20 protein-coding genes and 3 tRNA genes (1 of these 23 running past the window's edge) are annotated in these 19,766 nt (G+C 62.1%); 15 read left to right on the forward strand and 8 right to left on the reverse strand.

Annotated elements, in window-relative coordinates:
- Positions 1-85 precede the first annotated feature (85 nt).
- The 3 genes from GLS_RS06965 (at position 86) to GLS_RS06975 (ending at position 2,592) form a co-directional block, all read left to right on the forward strand.
- Positions 86-994: a GDP-mannose 4,6-dehydratase gene (locus GLS_RS06965; protein WP_052327635.1), complete on the forward strand. Its 909-nt coding sequence runs from the start codon at positions 86-88 to the stop codon at positions 992-994.
- An 87-nt stretch (positions 995-1,081) separates the two neighbouring features.
- Positions 1,082-1,261 (forward strand): DUF4089 domain-containing protein, encoded by a 180-nt coding sequence (locus tag GLS_RS06970; protein ID WP_041111681.1) that lies wholly within the window; start codon positions 1,082-1,084, stop codon positions 1,259-1,261.
- The gene (locus tag GLS_RS06975) at positions 1,258-2,592 is read left to right on the forward strand and encodes an AtzE family amidohydrolase (protein ID WP_041111682.1); all 1,335 of its coding nucleotides are present in this window, start codon (positions 1,258-1,260) and stop codon (positions 2,590-2,592) included. Before GLS_RS06970 ends, GLS_RS06975 begins: the two co-directional genes overlap by 4 nt.
- Here GLS_RS06975 and GLS_RS06980 read toward each other — a convergent pair whose 3' ends face one another.
- Genes GLS_RS06980 through GLS_RS06990 form a run of 3 tightly spaced genes read right to left on the reverse strand, consistent with a single transcriptional unit; the run spans position 2,593 to position 6,336 of the window.
- Entirely contained in the window at positions 2,593-3,852 is a 1,260-nt protein-coding gene (locus tag GLS_RS06980; protein WP_041111683.1) for a cation:dicarboxylate symporter family transporter, read from the reverse strand. It abuts the gene before it with no gap.
- Positions 3,846-5,438 (reverse strand): gamma-glutamyltransferase family protein, encoded by a 1,593-nt coding sequence (locus GLS_RS06985; protein WP_193363800.1) that lies wholly within the window; start codon positions 5,436-5,438, stop codon positions 3,846-3,848. The genes GLS_RS06980 and GLS_RS06985 overlap by 7 nt, the downstream gene beginning before the upstream one ends.
- Before the next feature lie 13 nt (positions 5,439-5,451).
- Positions 5,452-6,336: a LysR family transcriptional regulator gene (locus tag GLS_RS06990; RefSeq protein WP_041112748.1), complete on the reverse strand. Its 885-nt coding sequence runs from the start codon at positions 6,334-6,336 to the stop codon at positions 5,452-5,454.
- A 100-nt stretch (positions 6,337-6,436) separates the two neighbouring features.
- On the opposite strand from GLS_RS06990, the gene GLS_RS06995 reads away from it, so the two are divergent.
- Together GLS_RS06995 and GLS_RS07000 are read left to right on the forward strand one after the other, a co-directional pair.
- Complete coding sequence (locus tag GLS_RS06995; protein WP_041111684.1) at positions 6,437-7,672, forward strand: allantoate amidohydrolase; 1,236 nt, start codon at positions 6,437-6,439, stop codon at positions 7,670-7,672.
- Positions 7,669-8,901, forward strand: coding sequence for a pyridoxal-phosphate-dependent aminotransferase family protein (locus tag GLS_RS07000; protein WP_041111685.1), 1,233 nt, complete (start codon positions 7,669-7,671; stop codon positions 8,899-8,901). The genes GLS_RS06995 and GLS_RS07000 overlap by 4 nt, the downstream gene beginning before the upstream one ends.
- Before the next feature lie 20 nt (positions 8,902-8,921).
- On the opposite strand, the gene GLS_RS07005 is transcribed toward GLS_RS07000, so the two are convergent.
- Positions 8,922-9,110: a hypothetical protein gene (locus GLS_RS07005; protein WP_041111686.1), complete on the reverse strand. Its 189-nt coding sequence runs from the start codon at positions 9,108-9,110 to the stop codon at positions 8,922-8,924.
- Between the two features lie 156 nt (positions 9,111-9,266).
- Here GLS_RS07005 and GLS_RS07010 point away from each other — a divergent pair, with 156 nt between their 5' ends.
- The 5 genes from GLS_RS07010 (at position 9,267) to GLS_RS07030 (ending at position 14,374) form a co-directional block, all read left to right on the forward strand.
- On the forward strand, positions 9,267-10,193 hold the full coding sequence (locus GLS_RS07010; RefSeq protein ID WP_041111687.1) for a 2-hydroxyacid dehydrogenase: 927 nt from the start codon (positions 9,267-9,269) through the stop codon (positions 10,191-10,193).
- 79 nt (positions 10,194-10,272) lie between these two features.
- A tRNA-Thr gene (locus GLS_RS07015) sits at positions 10,273-10,348 on the forward strand.
- A gap of 241 nt (positions 10,349-10,589) precedes the next feature.
- Positions 10,590-12,074: a paraquat-inducible protein A gene (locus tag GLS_RS07020; protein ID WP_041111688.1), complete on the forward strand. Its 1,485-nt coding sequence runs from the start codon at positions 10,590-10,592 to the stop codon at positions 12,072-12,074.
- Positions 12,071-13,753 carry a PqiB family protein gene (locus GLS_RS07025; RefSeq protein ID WP_041111689.1) on the forward strand — a complete coding sequence of 561 codons (1,683 nt, stop codon included), beginning with the start codon at positions 12,071-12,073 and terminating at the stop codon, positions 13,751-13,753. Before GLS_RS07020 ends, GLS_RS07025 begins: the two co-directional genes overlap by 4 nt.
- Positions 13,754-13,756: 3 nt before the next feature.
- Complete coding sequence (locus tag GLS_RS07030; protein WP_041111690.1) at positions 13,757-14,374, forward strand: PqiC family protein; 618 nt, start codon at positions 13,757-13,759, stop codon at positions 14,372-14,374.
- Positions 14,375-14,451: 77 nt separating this feature from the next.
- On the opposite strand, the gene nusG is transcribed toward GLS_RS07030, so the two are convergent.
- The 3 genes from nusG to GLS_RS07045 form a co-directional block, all read right to left on the reverse strand.
- Positions 14,452-14,982 (reverse strand): transcription termination/antitermination protein NusG, encoded by a 531-nt coding sequence (nusG, locus tag GLS_RS07035; RefSeq protein ID WP_011252857.1) that lies wholly within the window; start codon positions 14,980-14,982, stop codon positions 14,452-14,454.
- A 9-nt stretch (positions 14,983-14,991) separates the two neighbouring features.
- Entirely contained in the window at positions 14,992-15,246 is a 255-nt protein-coding gene (gene secE, locus GLS_RS13415; RefSeq protein WP_024717048.1) for a preprotein translocase subunit SecE, read from the reverse strand.
- A gap of 62 nt (positions 15,247-15,308) precedes the next feature.
- A tRNA-Trp gene (locus tag GLS_RS07045) sits at positions 15,309-15,385 on the reverse strand.
- A gap of 169 nt (positions 15,386-15,554) precedes the next feature.
- On the opposite strand from GLS_RS07045, the gene GLS_RS07050 reads away from it, so the two are divergent.
- Positions 15,555-15,628: transfer RNA gene (locus tag GLS_RS07050), tRNA-Gly, on the forward strand.
- A 28-nt stretch (positions 15,629-15,656) separates the two neighbouring features.
- Here the strand turns inward: GLS_RS07050 and GLS_RS07055 are convergent.
- A complete protein-coding gene (locus GLS_RS07055) occupies positions 15,657-16,208 on the reverse strand; it encodes a cupin domain-containing protein (RefSeq protein ID WP_041111691.1) in 552 nt (183 codons plus the stop codon).
- 328 nt (positions 16,209-16,536) lie between these two features.
- Between GLS_RS07055 and atpH the strand changes: the two genes are divergently transcribed.
- The 4 genes in view from atpH to atpD are tightly spaced (at most 22 nt apart) and all read left to right on the forward strand, a layout consistent with a single transcriptional unit that may run on beyond the window.
- The gene (gene atpH, locus GLS_RS07060; RefSeq protein ID WP_024717049.1) at positions 16,537-17,109 is read left to right on the forward strand and encodes an ATP synthase F1 subunit delta; all 573 of its coding nucleotides are present in this window, start codon (positions 16,537-16,539) and stop codon (positions 17,107-17,109) included.
- Complete coding sequence (atpA, locus tag GLS_RS07065; RefSeq protein WP_041111692.1) at positions 17,109-18,644, forward strand: F0F1 ATP synthase subunit alpha; 1,536 nt, start codon at positions 17,109-17,111, stop codon at positions 18,642-18,644. The genes atpH and atpA overlap by 1 nt, the downstream gene beginning before the upstream one ends.
- Positions 18,645-18,653: 9 nt before the next feature.
- Positions 18,654-19,544, forward strand: a complete 891-nt coding sequence (locus GLS_RS07070; protein ID WP_041111693.1) for a F0F1 ATP synthase subunit gamma — start codon at positions 18,654-18,656, stop codon at positions 19,542-19,544.
- Positions 19,545-19,566: 22 nt separating this feature from the next.
- A protein-coding gene (atpD, locus tag GLS_RS07075) for a F0F1 ATP synthase subunit beta (protein WP_011252863.1) crosses the window boundary here: on the forward strand, positions 19,567-19,766 show its 5' end (the start). The gene runs 1,264 nt beyond the window's last position; 200 of the gene's 1,464 nt are visible here — the first part of the coding sequence; its start codon is at positions 19,567-19,569; its stop codon lies beyond the right edge, outside the window.

The raw sequence follows: 19,766 nt of genomic DNA on the forward strand, positions 1-19,766 counted from the left end.
ATTCTGTCTGGAGAATGCCCCATGCCAATCGTTTCAGCTTCTTTCCCTGCGGACAGTTTTTCCGCATTCCGGTCCTGAAATGGGACTGCGGATTCTGCTGACCGGCGGGCAGGGATTCGTCGGGCAGCATCTCAAGGCGCGTCTGAAAGACCGTATTCCTGGTCATGTCCTGCTTGAGGACCCGATGGACATCCGGGACCGTGCCGCCGTCGAACGGTTCGTGAAAGACGAAAAGCCTGACGCCTGTCTGCATCTGGCCGCCGTCTCCTCGGTTGCCCGCGCAAAAGCGGAAAATACTGAGGCCTGGACCGTCAATCTGGATGGAACGCTCATCCTGGCGGAAACCTTTGAGACCCACGCTCCCCAGGCCAGTTTCGTGTTTGTCTCTACTGCCGAGATTTACGGCGCCAGCTTTTCCTCGGGGCAGCCGCTCGACGAGTCCGCCGTCATCGCGCCGGTGAATGCTTATGCGTCCAGCAAGGCCGCAGCGGATCTGGCGATCGGAAACCTGAGTCAGGAAGGGCTGCATGGCCTGCGTCTGCGCTCTTTCACACAGGCTGGAACCGCACAGGATGAAGAAGCCATTCTGCCGTTTCTCGCGGCACAGGTCGCCCGGATCGAGGCAGGACAGCAGGCCCCGGCCATTACCGTCGGTCATCCGGATGCTGGTTTTGACATAACCGACGTTCGCGATGCCTGTGACGCCTATATCGATGCGCTCGCTCTCCCCCAGCCTCTGCCGAACGGAACGGCTCTGAACATCTGTTCCGGTGTGACCCGGAGCGTGCGGTCCATGGCGCATGATCTGCTGGAAGTTGCCGGGATTTCCGCATCCCTTGAGGTCGATGCCACGATCCCCTGTCCATCCGGCCTGCCGTCCATGCAGGGCAATCCCGCTGCCGCCCGTCAGGCACTGGGCTGGACGCCGCGTATTCCGTGGCATGAGACCCTGGTCACCGTTCTTAATGACTGGCGTTACCGGATCAGGCCGTAAGGCCCTGCTCTCGAGATCGTCAGATGCTGGACAGCGCCTGAGCGCGTTGTCATTCTTTCCGCAGAACCGGCAACCGGAGTGCGTATAATGACAGACCCCCATGATACCGAAATCACGGTGCTTGCCCGTGCGAATGGCCTGACCATTCCTGCCGAATTTCATGCTGGCGTGCGGAGCAACCTTGACCTTCTGCGCAGCTACGGCGCGCTGATCGAAGGGCTGGACCTGCCAGATCGCCTCGAACCTGCCTGCCGGTACGAACCATGAGCGGCCTTCAGCAGCGCACCCTCGCGCTCGCGGCCAGTGTGCGCAAAGGCGAGGTTTCCGCCCGCGACCTGACCGTAAAGACCCTGGCCGATATCGAGGCACGGGACAAAGACTATAACTGCGTCACGCGCCTCCTGATGCACCGTGCGCTGGAAGCTGCCGAGCGGGTGGATCGCCTGGTGCTGCAGGGGCAGGATCCGGGGCCGCTCGCCGGGGTACCTTTTGGCATCAAGGACCTGTTCGATGTCCGGGGGGAAATCACGACGGCCGGGTCGAAGGTTCTCGCCAATGATCCGCCCGCCACGCAGGATGCGACACTTGTTGCTCACATGATCGCGGCCGGGGCCATCCCCATTGCGCTGACGAACATGGACGAGTTTGCCTACGGGTTCGCCACGATCAACGCCCATTACGGCAATACCCGCAATCCGCATGCTCCCGAGCGTCTGGCTGGCGGGTCGTCAGGCGGTTCTGCCGCGGGTGTGGCAGCGCGGATGTTCTCTATTGGTCTTGGGTCCGACACGAACGGTTCCATCCGCGTTCCGGCATCGCTTTGCGGGATCTGGGGTCTGCGGGCGACGCAGGGACGACTGTCGGTTGAAGGCAGTTATCCCTTCGTGCCGAGCCTCGATACGGTTGGCCCGTTTGCCGACAGTGCAGGCGGCCTGAAAGCCTGTTTTGAGGCCCTCTGCGCCAGATCGCTGGCGGATGTGGATGTGAGCAGTCTGCGCATTGCCCGTCTGGGCGGATGGTTCGGCGAGAACATGTCGGCGCCGATGCAGACCGCGATCGATACGCTCTCCATGGCGCTGGGAGCCACCGATGTTGTCGAACTCCCGGAAGTGGCGCGTGCGCGTGCGGCGGCATTTGTCATCAGCGCTTCCGAAGGGGCGGGGCAGCATCTCAAACGCCTGCGCACACAGGCCGCAGATTATGATCCCGCTGTCCGGGACCGTCTGCTGGCCGGGGCTCTTCTGCCGTCCACGCTGATCTTTCAGGCCCATCGCCTGCGTCACTGGTTCCGCGACCGGATGCACGAAGCTTTTGCGAAGACGGACATTCTGCTGGCCCCGGCGCTTGTCGGCGAGGCCCCGCGTTTCGATCAGCCGGAAATCGAAATCGGCGGCAAGATGGTCTCTGCCCGTGCCAATCTGGGGCTTTACACGCAGCCCCTGACGCTTGCGGGCTTCCCGGTTCTGACGGTCCCGATGAAGGTTCCGGGGCTGCCGCTCGGTGCGCAGTTGATCGCGCGTCCGGGCCGTGAGGACCAGCTCTTTGCTCTGGCGGAAAAGCTGGAAACGGACGGACTGGCGGAAGCCCGTTTGATCTGATTAACGTCCCAGCGCCTCGGCCATTTTCGTGTGGTCGAGGCGCTTTTCCCATGCCGCGATCAAAACCGGGGCGACGCAGTTGCCTGCGAAGTTGCCTACCGCCCGCGCGATCCCCGCAAACCAGTCGACCGCTAGAAGCATTACTAGGCTTGCGGGTGGAATGGATGGCACGCTTGCCAGCGTTGCTGCCAGAATGACGATTGCAAAACCCGGAATGCCATGCGCCCCCTTGGACGTGATGAGCGCTGTTACCAACAGGGTCGCGATCTGCCAGATTGTCAGATGCGTTCCGGTAGCGTTGGCCAGAAAGATTACCGCCAGTCCCAGATAGATCGAGAGTGCATCCAGATTGAGTGAATACCCGGCGGGCACCACGATCCCCACGACCTGACGTTCCACCCCGAGTTTCTCAAGTTTGGTCATCAGGCTGGGCAGAACCGCGTCCGATGCCGTGGTCGTGGCGACGATCAGCAGTTCTTCGCGGAAATAACGCGCAAACCGCAGCGGACTGACGCCCGCAAGTCGCAGACCACCGCCCAGTGCGCCCATGATAAAAAGCCCCACCAGCAGAAAATATAGCGCTGTGAACCCGGCCAGATGCCCGATGGTCTCCAGTCCGTAGTGCGCCGTTGTCGTCACCATTGCGCCGAACACGCCCAGAGGAGCCACGCGGATGATGACGCCCATCATGCGCGAAAACAGTTCGGAAACACTTTCGATCAGCCGGACCAGAGGTGCGCCGCGCTCACCCATGCCGCTCAGGCAGCATCCGGCGAAAATCGCGAAGACCAGAATCTGGAGGACGTTCCCCTGTGCGAAGGCTTCTGCTGGGGTGCGCGGCACGAGCGAGAGCAGAAATCCGCTGATGCCTCCGGCCCGCAGGCTCTGCGCATGTCCGCCATAGGACGCGATCATCCGCATATCTTCGGCACTTGGCACGAACCCAACACCCCGGCCGATTCCGAGCCCCATCGCAACCATGACCGCTACGCCAAGCGCGAGCGTCGTCATGATCTCGAAATAGAGCAGGGCCTGTCCACCCAGTCGCCCGACCGTTTTCAGCGATCCGGCCCCGAGGATTCCGAGCGTTACGATACAGAACAGCAGCGGGCCGACCGCCATGATGATGAGGCGCATGAACAGCGCCGTCATCCATCCCACATCATCCGCGAGAGCCGGGAAGAATAGTCCGGCGCCAAGCCCGAGAACCGTCGCCAGAACGACCTGCGCGAACAGGTTTCTGGTCAGAGCTCTCACCACGCGGCAACGGCCCCGTCACTGCGGGGATCGGTCGCGCCTTCGAGGCGTCCGTTTTCGTGGCGGATCAGCGCGCCGGCGTGACCCATGATGATGGATTGCGTGGGCAAAGCCTCGACCGTATGCCCCGCCGCCTCAAGCTGCGACATGACGCCCGGACTGAATCCCGGCTCCACCTTGAGCGACAGGCTTTCGTCTCCCCAGGTGCGTCCGAGCAGCCAGCGCGGGCGGCAGATGGCTTCCTGAAGCGGTACGCCATAGCGGACGTGACGGCTGAAGATCGCGGCCTGTGTCTGGGGCTGGCCTTCGCCGCCCATGGTGCCATAGACCATTGTGCGGCCGTCCCGTAGTCGTGCGGCAGCGGGGTTGAGCGTATGAAACGGTTTGGCTCCGGGGCGCAGGATGTTCCAGCCCGAATGGGCCAGCCGGAAGGACGATCCCCGGTTCTGCCAGAACAGTCCGCTCTGCGGCAGCATCACGCCGGAGCCGAACTCGAAATACAGGCTCTGGATCATGCTGACCGCGACGCCATTGCGGTCGATCGCACCCATCCAGGTCGTGTCGCCCCATTGCGTTTTCTCCGTCCAGGGCATGGCGTGGGTCATGGAAATGCGGGACGTCATCGCTTCCAGCCGTGCCGGATCGGCCAGCAGCTCCCGGGCCAGTGCCTCGGAGTGTTCGCTGCCATCCGTATAACGGTTGCGGTAGAGAAACGCCTGTTTGGTGGCTTCGACCAGACCATGTACGTGGGCAAAGCTCTCCGGCCCGTCCGCACGGCTCAGATGATCCGACAGGGCCAGGATCAGAAGCGACGCCACACCCTGTGTGGGAGGGGCGGTATTGTAAAGAAAGCCGTCGCTGGTCTGCACATGCAGCGGTTCCTTGACCTCTGCCCGATGCGCCAGAAGATCCAGAGACCGGACTGGACTGCCTGCTGCGGCAAGATCGGCGGCCAGACTGCGCGCCAGCGGCCCGTTATAGAAACTGCGCAAGCCGTCCCGGTTCAGCATGCTCAGTGTCTGGGCCAGTTCGGGCGATTTGCGGATACTGCCCGCTGTCCAGGGCTTTCCGTCGGGAAAGCAGATTCGCGCCAGCGTCGGGTCCGACATCAGCTCCGGCTGTTTCTGCGCCAGAAGTGCTCCCTCGCTTTCGGATACCACGCGCCCATGCTCGGCATAATGGATGGCATCGCGCAGCAACCGGTCCAGTGGGAGCGGGTCGCGGATCTCGCTGCTCAGTTCCAGTGCCGTTTCCCAGCCCGAAACCGTTCCCGCCACAGTATTGGCCGCCAGACCGCCGCGCCAGGGGATGGTGGTGTGTCCAGCCTCGGCATAGAGCGCGTGCTCCGCGCCCATCGCCAGCGCGCCACAGGCGTCAATGGCCACGGTCCGTCCGTCGGGATAACAGATCAGCCAGAACGCATCGCCACCTAGCCCGGTCATGTGCGGATAAACCACTGCCAGCGTGGAGGCCGTCGCCACGACCGCCTCAATCGCCGTTCCGCCCTCGCGCAGAACATCCAGCCCCGCCTGACTGGCGAGATGATGCGGAGACGTAACCATCCCGCCTAAGGCATTGGGAGTCAGCATGACAGAGGGGTCCTTACAGGGGCAGGAGATCGGGTTGCAGGCGTGGAATATGGGCGCACAGCGTCCGGATGAGCAGCTCTTCCGGGCCTTGCGCGGTCTGATGACGGGTGGAGGCGATGAACTCCACCTGCGGCATTTCCGGCAGCAGGCCCGGGGCACAATGGGGCAGATGCTCCGCATTGCGCAGAAAGGCCGGCTGTGGCGTCACGCCATATCCGGCGCGCACAGCCGCCAGAAGCGCGCCCAGACTGCCGCTGGTAAAGGCCAGATGCCAGGCCCGCCCGGCCTTGTTGAGCGTTTCGATCGCCAGGCGCCGTGTGACGCTGCCATCGGGGAATGTCACGAGGGGAATGGACTGCTCTGCCGGAAATTCCGTCCCCGCAGGCGCATACCAGCGCATGTCCTCGGTCCAGAGTTTCTGCCCGCGAGTCTCCGTCGTGCGCCGCATTCCGCACCAGACGTCCAGCTCCCCCTGATCCAGAAGCCGGGCCAGATATGCTGACAGACCGACCGTCATGGTGATCTGAAGCGACGGATGCGAGGCGCGGAATGTTCCCAGAATTTCGGGAAACCGCGTCAGAAGCAGGTCTTCCGTCACACCCAGCCGGATGGTCCCGCGCGGCGTTTCCTGACGGAAACGGGAGAGAATGCTGTCCTCGCACTGAAGAAGCTGCCGGGCCAGGCCGATCAGCGCCGTGCCATCTTCCGTCAGCCGGACGCTCTTGGTGCTGCGGGCCAGAAGGCGCGTGCCAAGCTGCTCCTCCAGCCGGCTGACATGCTGGCTGATGGTGGACTGGCTCACCCCCTGGCTCTGCGCGGCGGATGTGAAGTGCAGCGTTTCCGCGACCGCCAGAAAGGATTGCAGATGGAACGGATCGAGATGCATCTGATCTTTCATGCCAATATGTGGTACCATATTTATTGGCAGGTCAACTTGATCTGACTCCGTTATGAGCGCAAAGTTTCCCTTCCTTGACACCTCCCGGACAGGAGCCCCCATGACAGCCCACGGAGCCCGCGCCGTCGAGCGGTGCCGTATTCTCGCGGATGTCCCGTTCAGCGAGACACCGGGCAGTCTGTTCCGCTTCTGGCTCGGTCCTGCCTATCAGCGCACGCTCACGCAGGTTACGCAGTGGATGAAAGAGGCCGGGCTGACCACCCGTCTGGACGCGGCCGGGAGCCTGATCGGGCGCTATGAAGGTATGACGCCCGGCGCTCCGGCGCTGATGATCGGCTCCCATCTTGATACCGTCCGCAATGGCGGGGCCTTTGACGGGAATCTGGGCGTCATGCTGGGAATCGAGCTTGTTTCTGCCCTGAATGAAGAAGGCATGCGCCTGCCATTCGCCATCGAAGTCATGGGCTTCGGGGATGAGGAAGGCTCGCGTTTTGCGGCTCCCATGATCTGCTCCCGCGCCATGGCCGGACTGATCGAGTCTATTCCCGAAAACATGACGGATGCGTCCGGGATAACCATGGCTGACGCCATGATCCGCTACGGCCTCGATCCCGCCCGTCTGACCGAAGCTGCCCGTCGCCCCGACGAACTGGTTGCCTATATCGAACCCCATATCGAGCAGGGTCCCGCGATTGAAAGCGCGGATGGCGAAATCGGCGTCGTCACGGCCATCGCCGCCCAGACCCGCCAGCGTGTCACCGTCACCGGCCAGTCCGACCATGCGGGCACGACCCCCATGACCATGCGTCAGGATGCCCTGACGGCTGCTGCTGAAATGATCCTGGCGGTCGAACGCAATGGTGCCTCAGGCGGCACGACGCAGGTTGCCACGGTGGGTCAGATCGACGTCACGCCAAACACGTCAAACGTCATTCCCGGCGAAGTCCGCTTTTCGCTCGACATGCGGGCCGAAACCAATGAGGCGCGTGATGCCATGGCCGATGCCATCCGCACCGATCTGCGTGCCATCGCTGACCGGCGCGGTCTGCGGATCACGTTCGACACACCCCAGTATCTGCCTGCCGCGGCCTGTGCACCTGAACTGGTGGAAGGTCTGGCGCGGGCTGTCACGAGCGTCACCGGTCGTCCGGCCCAGCGCCTTCTAAGTGGCGCCGGCCACGACGCCATGGCCATGGTCGATCTGTGCCCGATGGGAATGCTGTTCATCCGCAGCCCCGGCGGCCTGAGCCATCATCCCGATGAAACCGTCCGCGTGGGAGACGTCGATCTCGCCCATCGCGCGCTGCTTGCCTTCGTCAAGGAGTTCCAGTCATGACCCATCCCGCAACTTTCGCCCAGCTCGATCCGCCGTCCCGTCTGCTGATGGGGGCCGGGCCGACCAACGTCCACCCGCGCATCCTCCGCGCCATGTCCTATGACGTAATCGGCCAGATGGACCCGGAAATGACCGCCTATATGGATGAGGTCATGGCCCTGTATCGCGAGGTTTTCCGCACGAAGAACCACTGGACACTGCTGGTGAACGGCTCTGCCCGCTCGGCCATTGAGGCCGCGCTGGTGTCGCTGGTTTCGCCGGGCATGAAGGTCGTCATTCCGCGCTTTGGCCGTTTCGGTCTACTGCTGACGGAAATCGTTCATCGCTGCGGCGGTATTCCCTGCACGGTGGACGTCGAATGGGGGCAGGTCGTCGCTCCGGCTGCCATTGAAGCCGCTATCATCGAGCACAAGCCCGGTCTGGTCGCCTGTGTTCATGGCGACACCTCCACCACAACGGCCCAGCCGCTCGAAGAGATCGGCCGCATCTGCCGCAAACATGATGTGCTGTTCTATGTGGATGCCACGGCCACGCTCGGCGGCATGACCTTCGAGACCGACGCCTGGAACATCGACGTCGCCACGGCAGGTCTGCAGAAATGCCTGAACGGCCCTCCGGGCTCCGCGCCGATCACGCTGTCCGACCGCGCCGTTGCTGCCATCCTCAAGCGCCGCCATGACGAAGCTGGCATTGCCACCGGCCAGCTGCAGGGCGACGGCCCGGTCATCCAGTCGAACTATTTCGATCTGGCGATGCTGATGAACTACTGGTCCCCGGCGCGGATGAACCATCACACCGAAGCCACATCCATGCTCTACGCTGCTCGCGAAACGGCACGTCTGGTCGTGGAAGAGGGCGTGGAGGCGCGTGTTGCCCGTCATGTGCGGGCAGGGCGTGCCATGGTCGCCGGACTGCGCGCCATGGGCCTGAAGGTTTACGGCGACGATGCCACGCGCATGAGCAATGTCACGGGCGTCTGGGTGCCGGACGGTGTGGACAATGCCCGCATCCGTCAGCTTATGCGCGACGATTTCGGTATTGAGATCGTCTCGTCCTTCGGTCCGCTGACTGGCAAGATCTGGCGTATCGGGGCAATGGGCATCAACGCCCGTAAGGACAAGGTCCTGCTGACGCTCGCCGCCCTCGACTCCGTGCTGGCCGGCGAAGGCGTAAAACTCAACCGCGGCGCAGGCGTGGATGCCGCCCGCGCTGCCTGGGACGCGGCCTGATCGATCGTTGGGCCGGAAATCTATTTCGAGGAATGGTTCTTCCGGCCCGAACCGCTCTTTTTCCCGCCACCGTCTTCCTTGTTGACGGTGGCCCAGGCCCGGCGCTCGGCTTCCTTCTCCGGGACGCCCCGCTTTTCGTAGCCTTCCTCGATATGCTCTGCCTGACGTTTCTGCTTGTCCGTATAGGCTGACTTGTCTCCACGAGGCATGATCCTGCCCTCCTGTATGAGATCCAGCCCCCTCTACGTCCGAACCTGGCCTGCGTTCCCGACAGGTGGCCATACACAAACAGGTGTGCGGGGTTGATCCGAACTCCCCGTGGCGCGAGCATCGCCGGACATATTTCCGGCTGGAGAGCACGCAGAATGTCGATCGTCTTCCATCATACGCCCGAACGCGCGAAGGTCTGGAGCGAGAAGTTCGCGAAGGCCCGTCCCGACATCCCGTTCCATATCTGGCCCGAAACCGGCCCGAAAGAGGATGTCCGTTATCTCGCGGCCTGGAAGACACCGGACGATCTCGCCACGCTTTTTCCCAATCTCGAAGTCCTGTTTTCGCTGGGCGCGGGGATCGACCAGCTCAATCTCGCCAATGTGCCACCGGGCGTGCAGATCATCCGCATGGTGGAGAGTAGTCTGGTGGAGGGCATGATCGAATATGTCCTGTGGGCCGTGCTCTCTTTCCATCGCGACATGTTCCGCTATGCCCGCCAGCAGCGCGAACATGTCTGGGATGGCTCACATAACCGTCTGGCGAAGCTCTATCGCGTCGGCCTCATGGGCATGGGAGAACTTGGCAGTCCGGTTCTGGAGAAGCTCGTCTCCTTCGGCTATGAATGTCGGGGCTGGAGCCGAAGTCGCCGCGAGGTGCCGGGTGTAAAGTCCTTTGCCGGGGCAGGGGAGCTGGATGCCTTTCTGGCGGAGACCGACATTCTCGTCTGCCTCGTCCCGCTGACGGACGCCACGCGCGGCATCCTCAATCGCAGCCTGTTTGAAAAGCTGCCCAAAGGCGCCTGTCTCATCAACTGTGGCCGCGGTGGTCATCTGGTGCAGGACGATCTGATTCCCGCCCTCGACAGTGGCCAGCTCTCACAGGCCGTGCTCGATGTCGCCACCCCCGAACCGCTGCCGCCCGAACATCCGTTCTGGGATCATCCGCGCATTTTCCTGACCCCGCATATCGCCAGCGCTGCCCAGTCGGACACCGCAGCCGAGGCCGTTCTGGCCAATCTGCGCCGCTATGAAGCCGGTGAACCCATGACCGGCGTCATCGATACCGGACGCGGCTATTGAGATCCCGACACGGTTTGTGCATTTTCCGGCTTGCCAAGCCCCGAGGGCTCGGTTAGAACGCGCCCACCTTGATGGGTGCGCCGGTGTAGCTCAGCTGGTAGAGCACGTCATTCGTAATGATGGGGTCGGGAGTTCGAATCTCTTCACCGGCACCATCAAGGTCTTCCGAAAATCCGGATCAGAAACACCTTTCTCCTGTCATGCAGGCAGAGAGATGATCTGATGCGCTGGTTTCCGGATCTTCACAATTTTTCAAAATATTGCCGATAAAACCGGCTTCCTCTGGGCAATCCGCCTGAGATGGGACTACGATGAGTCCCGATATCCCGATGCGGAGGGCTGCCCGAAGAGGGCGGACTGTCAAAAGACGGCTCCCTGCGTTAGGTTAGGAGCCCGATGTCTGACCGTTTTCATAAACGACTGTGGCGCAACGCCGTCAGCTTTTCCCGCAGTCAGGAGCCCCACGCATCCATCCACGCGGTGGAAGGTCTGCGGGAATGCCCGACCTGCGGTCTCTTCCAGCATGTTCCGCGCCTGAAACCCGGTCATCTCGCCGAATGCCTGCGCTGCGGCTGCCAGCTTGCCCGTCGCCGTCGGACATCCCTGATCGGTGCCCCCGCCGCTTTCTGCATTACGTCCGCCGCGCTCTACGTCACGCTCCTCATCAGTTCCCTCATGACCCTGAACGTCTACGGACGTGAAAACACGGTCTCACTGATGAGCGGCCCGATCGAACTCGGCCATCAGGGCTATGGTGCGATCGGCGTTCTCGTCGCTCTGGTGACGATCCTTATGCCCGGCGTCATCATTGGTCTGATGGCGGCTATCCTTTTTGGTGCCTCCCGTCCCCAGATGCCTGACTGGACCCCGCGTCTTCTCACCTGGTACGACCGCCTCCGTGGCTGGTCGATGGTGGAGGTGTATGTCCTCGGCGTTCTGGTGGCCTACACCAAGCTCGTGGACCTCGCCCTCGTTATCCTTCAGCCTGGCGTCTATCTGCTGGGCGGCCTGATGCTGAGCATGGCGGCCGTGGACTCGACCTTCGACGCCGAACGGATCTGGCGCAGCCGCGACATCCGCCCCCAGCTCGACGATCATCAGGGCCATCTGCTGGATGTCGCCCATCTGGATGCCCGTAATGGCGTCATCCCCCCCGTGGAGAACATGCTGTCCTGCCACGCCTGCAATCTGGTCATGGCCTTCGACCATACCGTGCCGCAGGAACAGGACATGGGTGACTGCCCCCGCTGCGGGCAGATCCTGCGCCGCCGCAAACCGCAGAGTCTTGCCTCGGCCACATGTCTTCTCGTGGCCAGTGTCGTTTTCTACCTGCCGGCCAATCTGCTGCCGGTCATGACCTACACCAAGGTCGGCCATGGTGCGCCCAGCACCATCATCAGCGGTGTGATCGAACTGTGGCAGGCGGGAATGATCCCGCTGTCCCTGCTGGTGCTGTTCGCCAGTATCACCGTGCCTGTCCTCAAGATCGTCGCCCTGACGATCATGATCATCAGCACCCGCCTCGGAGGTCGCTGGCAGCTCAGGCATCTGGCGAAACTCTACCGCCTTGTCGTCATTATCGGCCGCTGGTCCATGATCGACGTCTTCATGATTTCCATTCTCGTCGCCGTCGTGCATTTCGGTTTTCTGGCCAATGTCACGGCCGATCCGGGGATGGTCTGCTTTGCTCTGGTCGTGATCCTGACCATTTTCGCCGCAGAGCTTTTCGATCCCCGCGGCATGTGGGATGCAGCCGGCCTCAACGGCGCGGTCGCAGGCCCCGCAGCGGACACCAGGGAGCCGGAGACGCCGTCTCCGTCCGATCCTGTGCCGCACCTGCCTTCTTCTGACCCTACTGACATGGAGCCTGGACGCGCGTGAGCGATTCCCGAAACAACCGGGGGGAGCCAACGGTCTCGCCGAAGGAAGCCCCGGTGCGCCGCACCCGCTTCTCCCTCATTCTGCTGATTCCGGTGGTGGCCATTCTCATCGCCGGATGGCTGGCGTGGGAGCATTTTGCCACGCGTGGTCCCGTCATCACCATCACGTTTGAAACGGCGGATGGCCTGACTCCGGGCCAGACGCAGGTGAAGAACAAGGCCGTGACGCTGGGTACGGTGCAGGACATCACCCTGAGTGACGACATGAAACATGTCGATGTCACGGTGCAGATGAACGCCAACAGCGCGCATATCCTGACCGATCACACCCGGTTCTGGGTCGTGCGTCCGCGGATCAACGGCGCCAGCATCACCGGCCTCGATACACTGTTCTCCGGCGCCTATATCGCCCTGGATCCGGGAAGCGATGACGGCCACTACCAGAAGTCCTTCAAGGGTCTCGAATCGCCGCCGGGTGTTCGTTCGGACCAGCCGGGCGAGACGTTCTGGCTCGTGTCTCCGTCGCTGGGCTCGCTTGGTCCGGGGTCGCCGGTCTTTTTCCGTGACCTTCAGGTGGGTGAGGTGCTGGGCTACACGATGCCGCCGGGCGGGAAGGGGCCTATCGTCATCCAGGCTTTCGTCAAGGAGCCCTATGATCACTATCTGCGCACGGACAGCCGTTTCTGGAACGTTTCCGGCGTTCAGGTCGGCCTTGGTGCCGGTGGTCTGAAGGTCCAGCTCAAATCGCTTCAGGCACTGTTCTCGGGCGGCATCGCCTTTGGTCTGCCGGAGCGCCGCCGCAACATCGATCTGCCCGATGCGCCGGCCAATTCCGTCTTCAAGCTCTATGCCAGCGAGGCTGATGCCGACAACGCGCGCTACCACAAGCGCCTGCGCGTCGTGACCTACATCAACTCCTCCGTCAAAGGCCTGACGAACGGCAGTCAGGTCACCATGTTCGGTCTGCAGATCGGTACTGTTACCGATGTCCGTCTCCTTCTCGAAGGCCCCACGAAACTTCCCCGCGTCCGCGTGGATATGGAGCTCGAGCCGGAGCGTATGCTGTCCAACTGGGATGACCGGATCGAGAACAGCAAGGAGCCGCCCGTCGAGAAGTATCTCCAGGCCTTTGTGGCTGACGGAATGCGCGCCTCGGTTCAGAGCGCCAGCTTCCTGACCGGCGAATCCATGATTGCCCTGCAATTCGTCAAGAACGCCCCTGTCACGGCTCTGACCTATGAAGGCGACGTTGCCGTTCTCCCCAGCCAGGCTGGCGGAATGGACGGAATCATGGAGTCCGTCTCCACCATCACCGACAAGATTGCGGCAATGCCGCTGACCGAAATCGGTGGTCACGTGAACGATCTTCTGGCGCATGCGGATGGCCGTCTGAACAGTCCGGAAGTCACGCAGTCCCTCGCAGCGCTGCGCGATTCGCTACAGAACCTGAGCAGGCTGACGAAAACCGCCAACCAGAACCTGCCGGCGCTGATGAAGGGTCTGCAGGGTACGCTGGCGAACGCCCAGTCGGTTCTGGGGGCTTATGGCGGCGATACGGATTTCCACCGCAGCCTTCAGAACATGATCACCCAGCTGACCCAGATGTCCCGCTCCCTGCGGTTCCTCACGGATTATCTGGATCACCATCCTTCCGCTCTTATCACCGGCCGCAGGAACTGAGCCATGACACAGTCTTCGACGTCCCGCCTTCGTTTCCTGTCCCTGGTGGGAGCTCTGGGGCTGACGGGCCTCCTCTCGGCCTGCAGCAGCGATCCGACGCTCTATACGCTGGCCCCTCTGCCGGGTGTGTCCCAGGCAGGAGGTCCCGCCGTGGTCGAGGTCCGGACGCCTGTTGTGAGTGCGCGGCTTGATCGCGACACGATCGTGAAGGCCAGTGAGGATTACCAGACCAAGCTGGCTTCGGGCAGCAGCTGGAGCGAGGCGCTTCCCGATATGCTGGGCCACACGCTGATGACCGATCTGGCCCAGCGCCTGCCGGGCACGACTGTCTTCGCGCAGGATGATGCGGTCACGACGACGCCTGCGGCCTATGTGGAACTGACCATCCGCAATTTCGAAGCCGATTCGGCCGGACACGCACTCGTGACGGGAATGCTGTCCGTCCATCCGGCCGGAAAGATGATCGGTCCCGTGATGACCACGCCTGTGGTGTGGCAGTCGCCAGAGCCTGTCGCATCCAGCACGGCAAAGCTGACAGCAGCGCTCAGTCAGGGTGTTGCCAGCATCGCGGATCAGGCGGCCGCAAAACTGCGCGTTCTGCCGCCGCCCCTGAAGGATTGAGAACCATCAGGTGCACCAACAAAAAAGGCTCCCGAAAGGGAGCCTTTTTTGTTGGAAGCAATGGAACCTGAAAGGATTTAGAGCTTCTCGACCTGCGTGAAGTCCAGATCGACCGGTGTGGAGCGGCCGAAGATGGAGACGCTGACCTTGAGGCGCTGACGCTCGTCGTCGACATCTTCGATCATGCCGGTGAAGGAGGTGAACGGACCATCGGCCACGCGGACCTGCTCGCCGATCTCGAAGGACAGGCTGGAACGGGGACGCTCAACGCCTTCCTGGGCCTGCTTCATGATCCGGTCGGCTTCGGCTGCCGTAATCGGGGTCGGACGGTTGCGGGTTCCGAGGAAGCCCGTGACCTTGGGGGTGTCCTTGACGAGATGCCAGGCTTCGTCCGTCAGTTCCATCTTGACGAGAACATAGCCGGGGAAAAACTTGCGCTCTGCATTGACCTTACGGCCGCGGCGCATTTCCGTCACGTCTTCGGAGGGAACAAGGATCTGTTCAAAATGGTCGGACAGGCCCTTCTGTGCAGCCTGTTCCTGGATGTGACTCGCGATCTTCTTCTCGAAACCGGAATAGACGTGAACAACGTACCAACGCTTCGCCATGGTGCGAACCTAGCCTCCAACGCCAAAAAGTTCGCGGACGCCGAGGCCGATCACCTGGTCCACGATGAAGAAGAAGATGCAGGTCACGGTAACCATGACCAGCACGGCACCTGACGTGATCAGGGTGTTGCGACGGGTCGGCCACGTGACACGCTTCGCTTCGGCGCGCACGTCACGGACGTAGGCCACCAGATTGAAGCCGGATCCGCTCTTTTGAGGCGCCGTTTTCCGCGACTCGTCTTTCGGGGTACTGACCGACACCATCGTCCTCGAATCAAGTGAAAATCCCGCTCCCGGTGTCGGGAAGGACATCCGGCGAGAAGGAGTGGCAGGGGCGGAGGGTCTCGAACTCTCAACCTCCGGTTTTGGAGACCGGCGCTCTAGCCAATTGAGCTACACCCCTATCATCGGGCAGGACGTTTTGAAACGTCATGCCAGCGACAGTGGCCGCAAAAGAGAATGTTCAGGACTAAAAGTCAAGGGGCCTGAACATCTTTGTTGTGGAATTTCCATTTTGGATTTTCCCCTCTTGCGGGCGTGGGAGCAGATGGAGTAAGGACACTCCCATCTGAGCGGGCGTAGCATAGTGGTAATGCAGTAGCCTTCCAAGCTTCTTAGGAGGGTTCGATTCCCTTCGCCCGCTCCAGATTCTCCTTGAAATTGATATCGCTGCCTTACTGTCCCTGACAGGGGACGTGTGATGGCGTCGCTTCTCCGAATTTGAGAATCTGCAGGGCGACAGCGGCATCGCCGACATTTCCTGATTCATGACCTTTCGGATCGGTGCCGTGAGCGACGGGTGCCACATCCTCACTGAGCAGGACATCACCCGGATTCAGCTCCACGCTGGTCCCGTCCATCGCCTTGACGAAATAGATTCCTGACAGCGGTACAATCCACTGGACCTGATGGCTCTCGTTCCATCCGCCTTTCCAGTGCGGGGGCTGAACCCGTATCGTCACGGTTGCCGGTCCGTCATGGGGCGTGCTGAGCATGACCTTATCCCCGGTCGGCGTGATCGAATCCTCATGGAATGTCGACATCTTGCACTTGGTCAGATGCGTGACGCCCTGCGGATCGGTCCAGTTGTCCCAGTAGGAAATGGTCGGGAAGGACGGTTTGTCCTCGACAGGGGTCGCTCGGGCCGCCGTGGTCAGGGCCAGGAGAGGAAGGGCGGGGACGGACAGGGCGCCCAGCAGGAAAAAGAGGCGCTTCTGGATGGTCATCGGGTTTCCGTGGCTGTTTGGAGGGAGTGTGCTGGACGGGAGTAAAGAACCCCCGAAAAATCACTGTGGAACCCCCGTCATGCCAGTCCGGCAGGGGAAAACGCAAACCTTCGTCCGACTGGCGGCCGGATGAAAGGGGATTTGCGTATCGTCTCGGTTGCGCAGGAACCGGACAGCGTGCTAGAGGCGGCGCCAAGTGGAGGACCGGGTTTCAGACGAATCCTGCGCAGGAACGTGTATGCCCGGTCCGGACAGTTTTGATGCAAGGAGCCGGATAAGCCGGTTCCGGCCGCACTCTGCGGCGGATTTAGTGAGACGGAACACGCGTGTGACGGTGACACAGGTGCCGCAGGTTGGACATACAGGGGGCTTGGCCCAGCGCTATGCCCGTGCGCTTTATGATCTCGCTTCGGAGCAGGGAAATCTTTCCGATGTTCTGGGTGAAGTGAAGGCGCTGCGTGCCGCCATTGCCGAAAGCGACGATCTGCGGAAATTCCTGGCTGACGCCCGGATGGATATCCGTCAGGGCCGGACGGTTTCGAACGTCCTGATGTCGAAGCTCGGTTTCGGCGACGTCCTGCGTCGTTTTGTTGGCGTCATTGCCGATAATCGCCGCCTGCCTGATCTTGCATCCATTCTGGACGGTGTTCTGGCGCTCGATTCCGCCCTGCGCGGTGAAGTCGTTGCCGAAGTCCGCTCCGCACAGCCTCTGACTGACACGCAGCGCAGCCAGCTTCAGGCCCGTCTGGCCGAAGCCGGTTACAGCCGCGTGTCCATGACCGAACGTACGGACGCCGCCCTGCTCGGCGGCATGACCGTGCGGATCGGTTCCACACTGTTTGATACTTCGATCGCCGGGCGCCTGACCCGCCTGCAGAACGCCATGAAGGGAGCCGCGTGATGGATATCCGTCCCGCTGAGATTTCGGACATCCTCAAGCAGCAGATCGCGTCGTTCGACCAGGTCGAGACCGTTTCCGAGACGGGCACGGTCCTGTCCATCGGCGACGGCATCGCCCGCGTCTACGGCCTGACGAACGTCATGGCCGGTGAAATGGTCGAGTTCGAAGGCACAGGCCTCAAGGGCATGGCGCTGAACCTCGAAGCCGACAATGTCGGTGTGGTTCTGTTCGGCGACGGTGACAGCATCCGCGAGGGCGACACCGTCCTGCGGACGAAGTCCGTGGTTGAAGTCCCGGTCGGCAAGGGCCTGCTGGGACGCGTGGTTGACGGTCTGGGTAACCCGATCGACGGCCGTGGCCCGCTGACGGATGTCGAATACCGTCGCGCCGAAGTGAAGGCTCCTGGCATCATGCCGCGCCAGTCGGTCAGCGAGCCGATGCAGACGGGCATCAAGGCCATTGATGCTCTCGTTCCCATCGGACGTGGCCAGCGTGAGCTGATCATCGGTGACCGTCAGACGGGCAAGACCGCCATCCTGATCGACACCATTGTCGCCCAGAAGCCGGTCAATGCCGAAGGCGATCCGAAGAAGTCCCTGTACTGCATCTATGTCGCAGTCGGACAGAAGCGCTCCACGGTTGCAAACCTGGTCCGCACGCTGACCGAGCATGGCGCCATGGAATACTCCATCGTTGTCGCCGCCACGGCCTCCGATGCTGCTCCGATGCAGTATCTTGCCCCGTACACGGCCTGCGCCATGGGTGAGTACTTCCGTGACAACGGCATGCACGCCCTTGTCTGCTACGACGATCTGTCCAAGCAGGCTGTGGCTTACCGTCAGATGTCGCTGCTGCTGCGTCGTCCGCCGGCACGTGAAGCTTTCCCGGGTGACGTGTTCTACCTGCACTCCCGTCTGCTGGAGCGTGCGGCCAAGATGTCCGACGCCAATGGCGGCGGCTCCCTGACGGCCCTGCCGGTCATCGAGACGCAGGCTGGCGATACGGCCGCCTATATCCCGACCAACGTGATCTCCATCACCGACGGTCAGATCTTCCTTGAGACGGATCTGTTCTATAAGGGCATCCGCCCGGCCGTGAACGTCGGTGGCTCGGTGTCCCGTGTGGGTTCCGCAGCCCAGATCAAGGCGATGAAGCAGGTTGCCGGCAAGATCAAGTTGGAGCTGGCCCAGTATCGTGAAATGGCTGCCTTCTCGCAGTTCGCTTCCGACCTGGACGCAGCGACCCGCAAGCAGCTGGATCGTGGTGCCCGTCTGGTCGAGCTGCTGAAGCAGCCTGAGACATCCCCGCTGCCCGTCGAAGAGCAGGTTGTTGTCCTGTACGCCGGTACGCGCGGTTACGTGGATCCGATCGCCGTGGATAAGGTTGTGGCCTACGAAGCCGCTCTTCTGTCCGAACTGCGCGGTGCGGGTTCTGATATCCTGACGGCCATCCGCAATGACCGCCAGATCAAGCCGGAGACGGAAGGCAAGCTCAAGGAGCTGCTCGAAGCATTCGGCAAGCGCTTTTCGGCCTGAGGATAGCCCATGGCTTCGCTGAAGGAACTGCGCGGACGGATCACGGGCGTCAAATCGACGCGCAAGATCACGAACGCGATGAAAATGGTCGCAGCCTCCAAGCTGCGACGCGCCCAGATGCAGGCCGAAGCGGCCCGTCCCTATGCCGACGCCATGCGTCGCATGATGGCGGAGCTGGCGACGGCAACCCGTGGTGAGGACGCAGCCAGTCTGCCGCGTCTTCTGGCGGGAACAGGCAAGGACCAGACCTATCTCGTGGTGGTGCTGACCTCTGATCGTGGCCTTGCCGGCGGCTTCAATGCCAATATCGTCCGCAGTGCCCGTCAGCTGGTCGACACGCTTGTCTCTGAAGGCAAGACGGTTCGCATCCTGCCGGTTGGCCGCAAGGGAGCAGACATCCTCGTACGTCACTATCCGGAGATGATCACCGATCGTCTGGCTGGCAGTGATGGCAAGGATGTGGGTTTCGATAAGGCGACCGATATCGGAAGCCGGATTGCCACCATGCTGGACGCGGGCGAAATCGACCGCTGCACGCTGGTCTATAACCGCTTCCTCAACGCCATGACGCAGATTCCGGTTCAGGCGCCTCTGGTTCCGCTTTCGGTTCCCGAGAACGACAATGCCGCACCTGATGCCGATACGGCGCAGTACGAATTCGAGCCTGATGAGGCGACCCTCCTGACGCAGCTTCTGCCGCGCAACCTGCAGGTCCAGATTTTCTCGGCCATGCTGGAAAGCGCTGCCGGGGAGCAGGGCGCGCGGATGACCGCGATGGACAATGCCAGCCGCAATGCGAGCAAGGCCATCGACCGTCTGTCGCAGAAGTACAACCGCACGCGTCAGGCCAACATCACCAACGATCTGATCGAAATCATCTCCGGCGCAGAAGCCGTTTGAGATCACGCAGGAGACGAATCCGATGTCCGAAACTCTTACCCCTTCTGCCGGAGCTGCCAACAACGTGGTCGGCCGTGTCACCCAGGTGCGTGGTCCGGTCGTGGACGTGCAGTTCGAAGGCGATCTTCCCTTCATTCTGAACGCCCTGCACGTCCAGAACGGCGATCACACGCTGGTTCTGGAAGTCGCCCAGGAAATCGGCGAGCGTCAGGTCCGCTGCAT

The sequence above is a fragment of the Gluconobacter oxydans DSM 3504 genome (assembly GCF_000583855.1).
Taxonomy (GTDB): domain Bacteria; phylum Pseudomonadota; class Alphaproteobacteria; order Acetobacterales; family Acetobacteraceae; genus Gluconobacter; species Gluconobacter oxydans.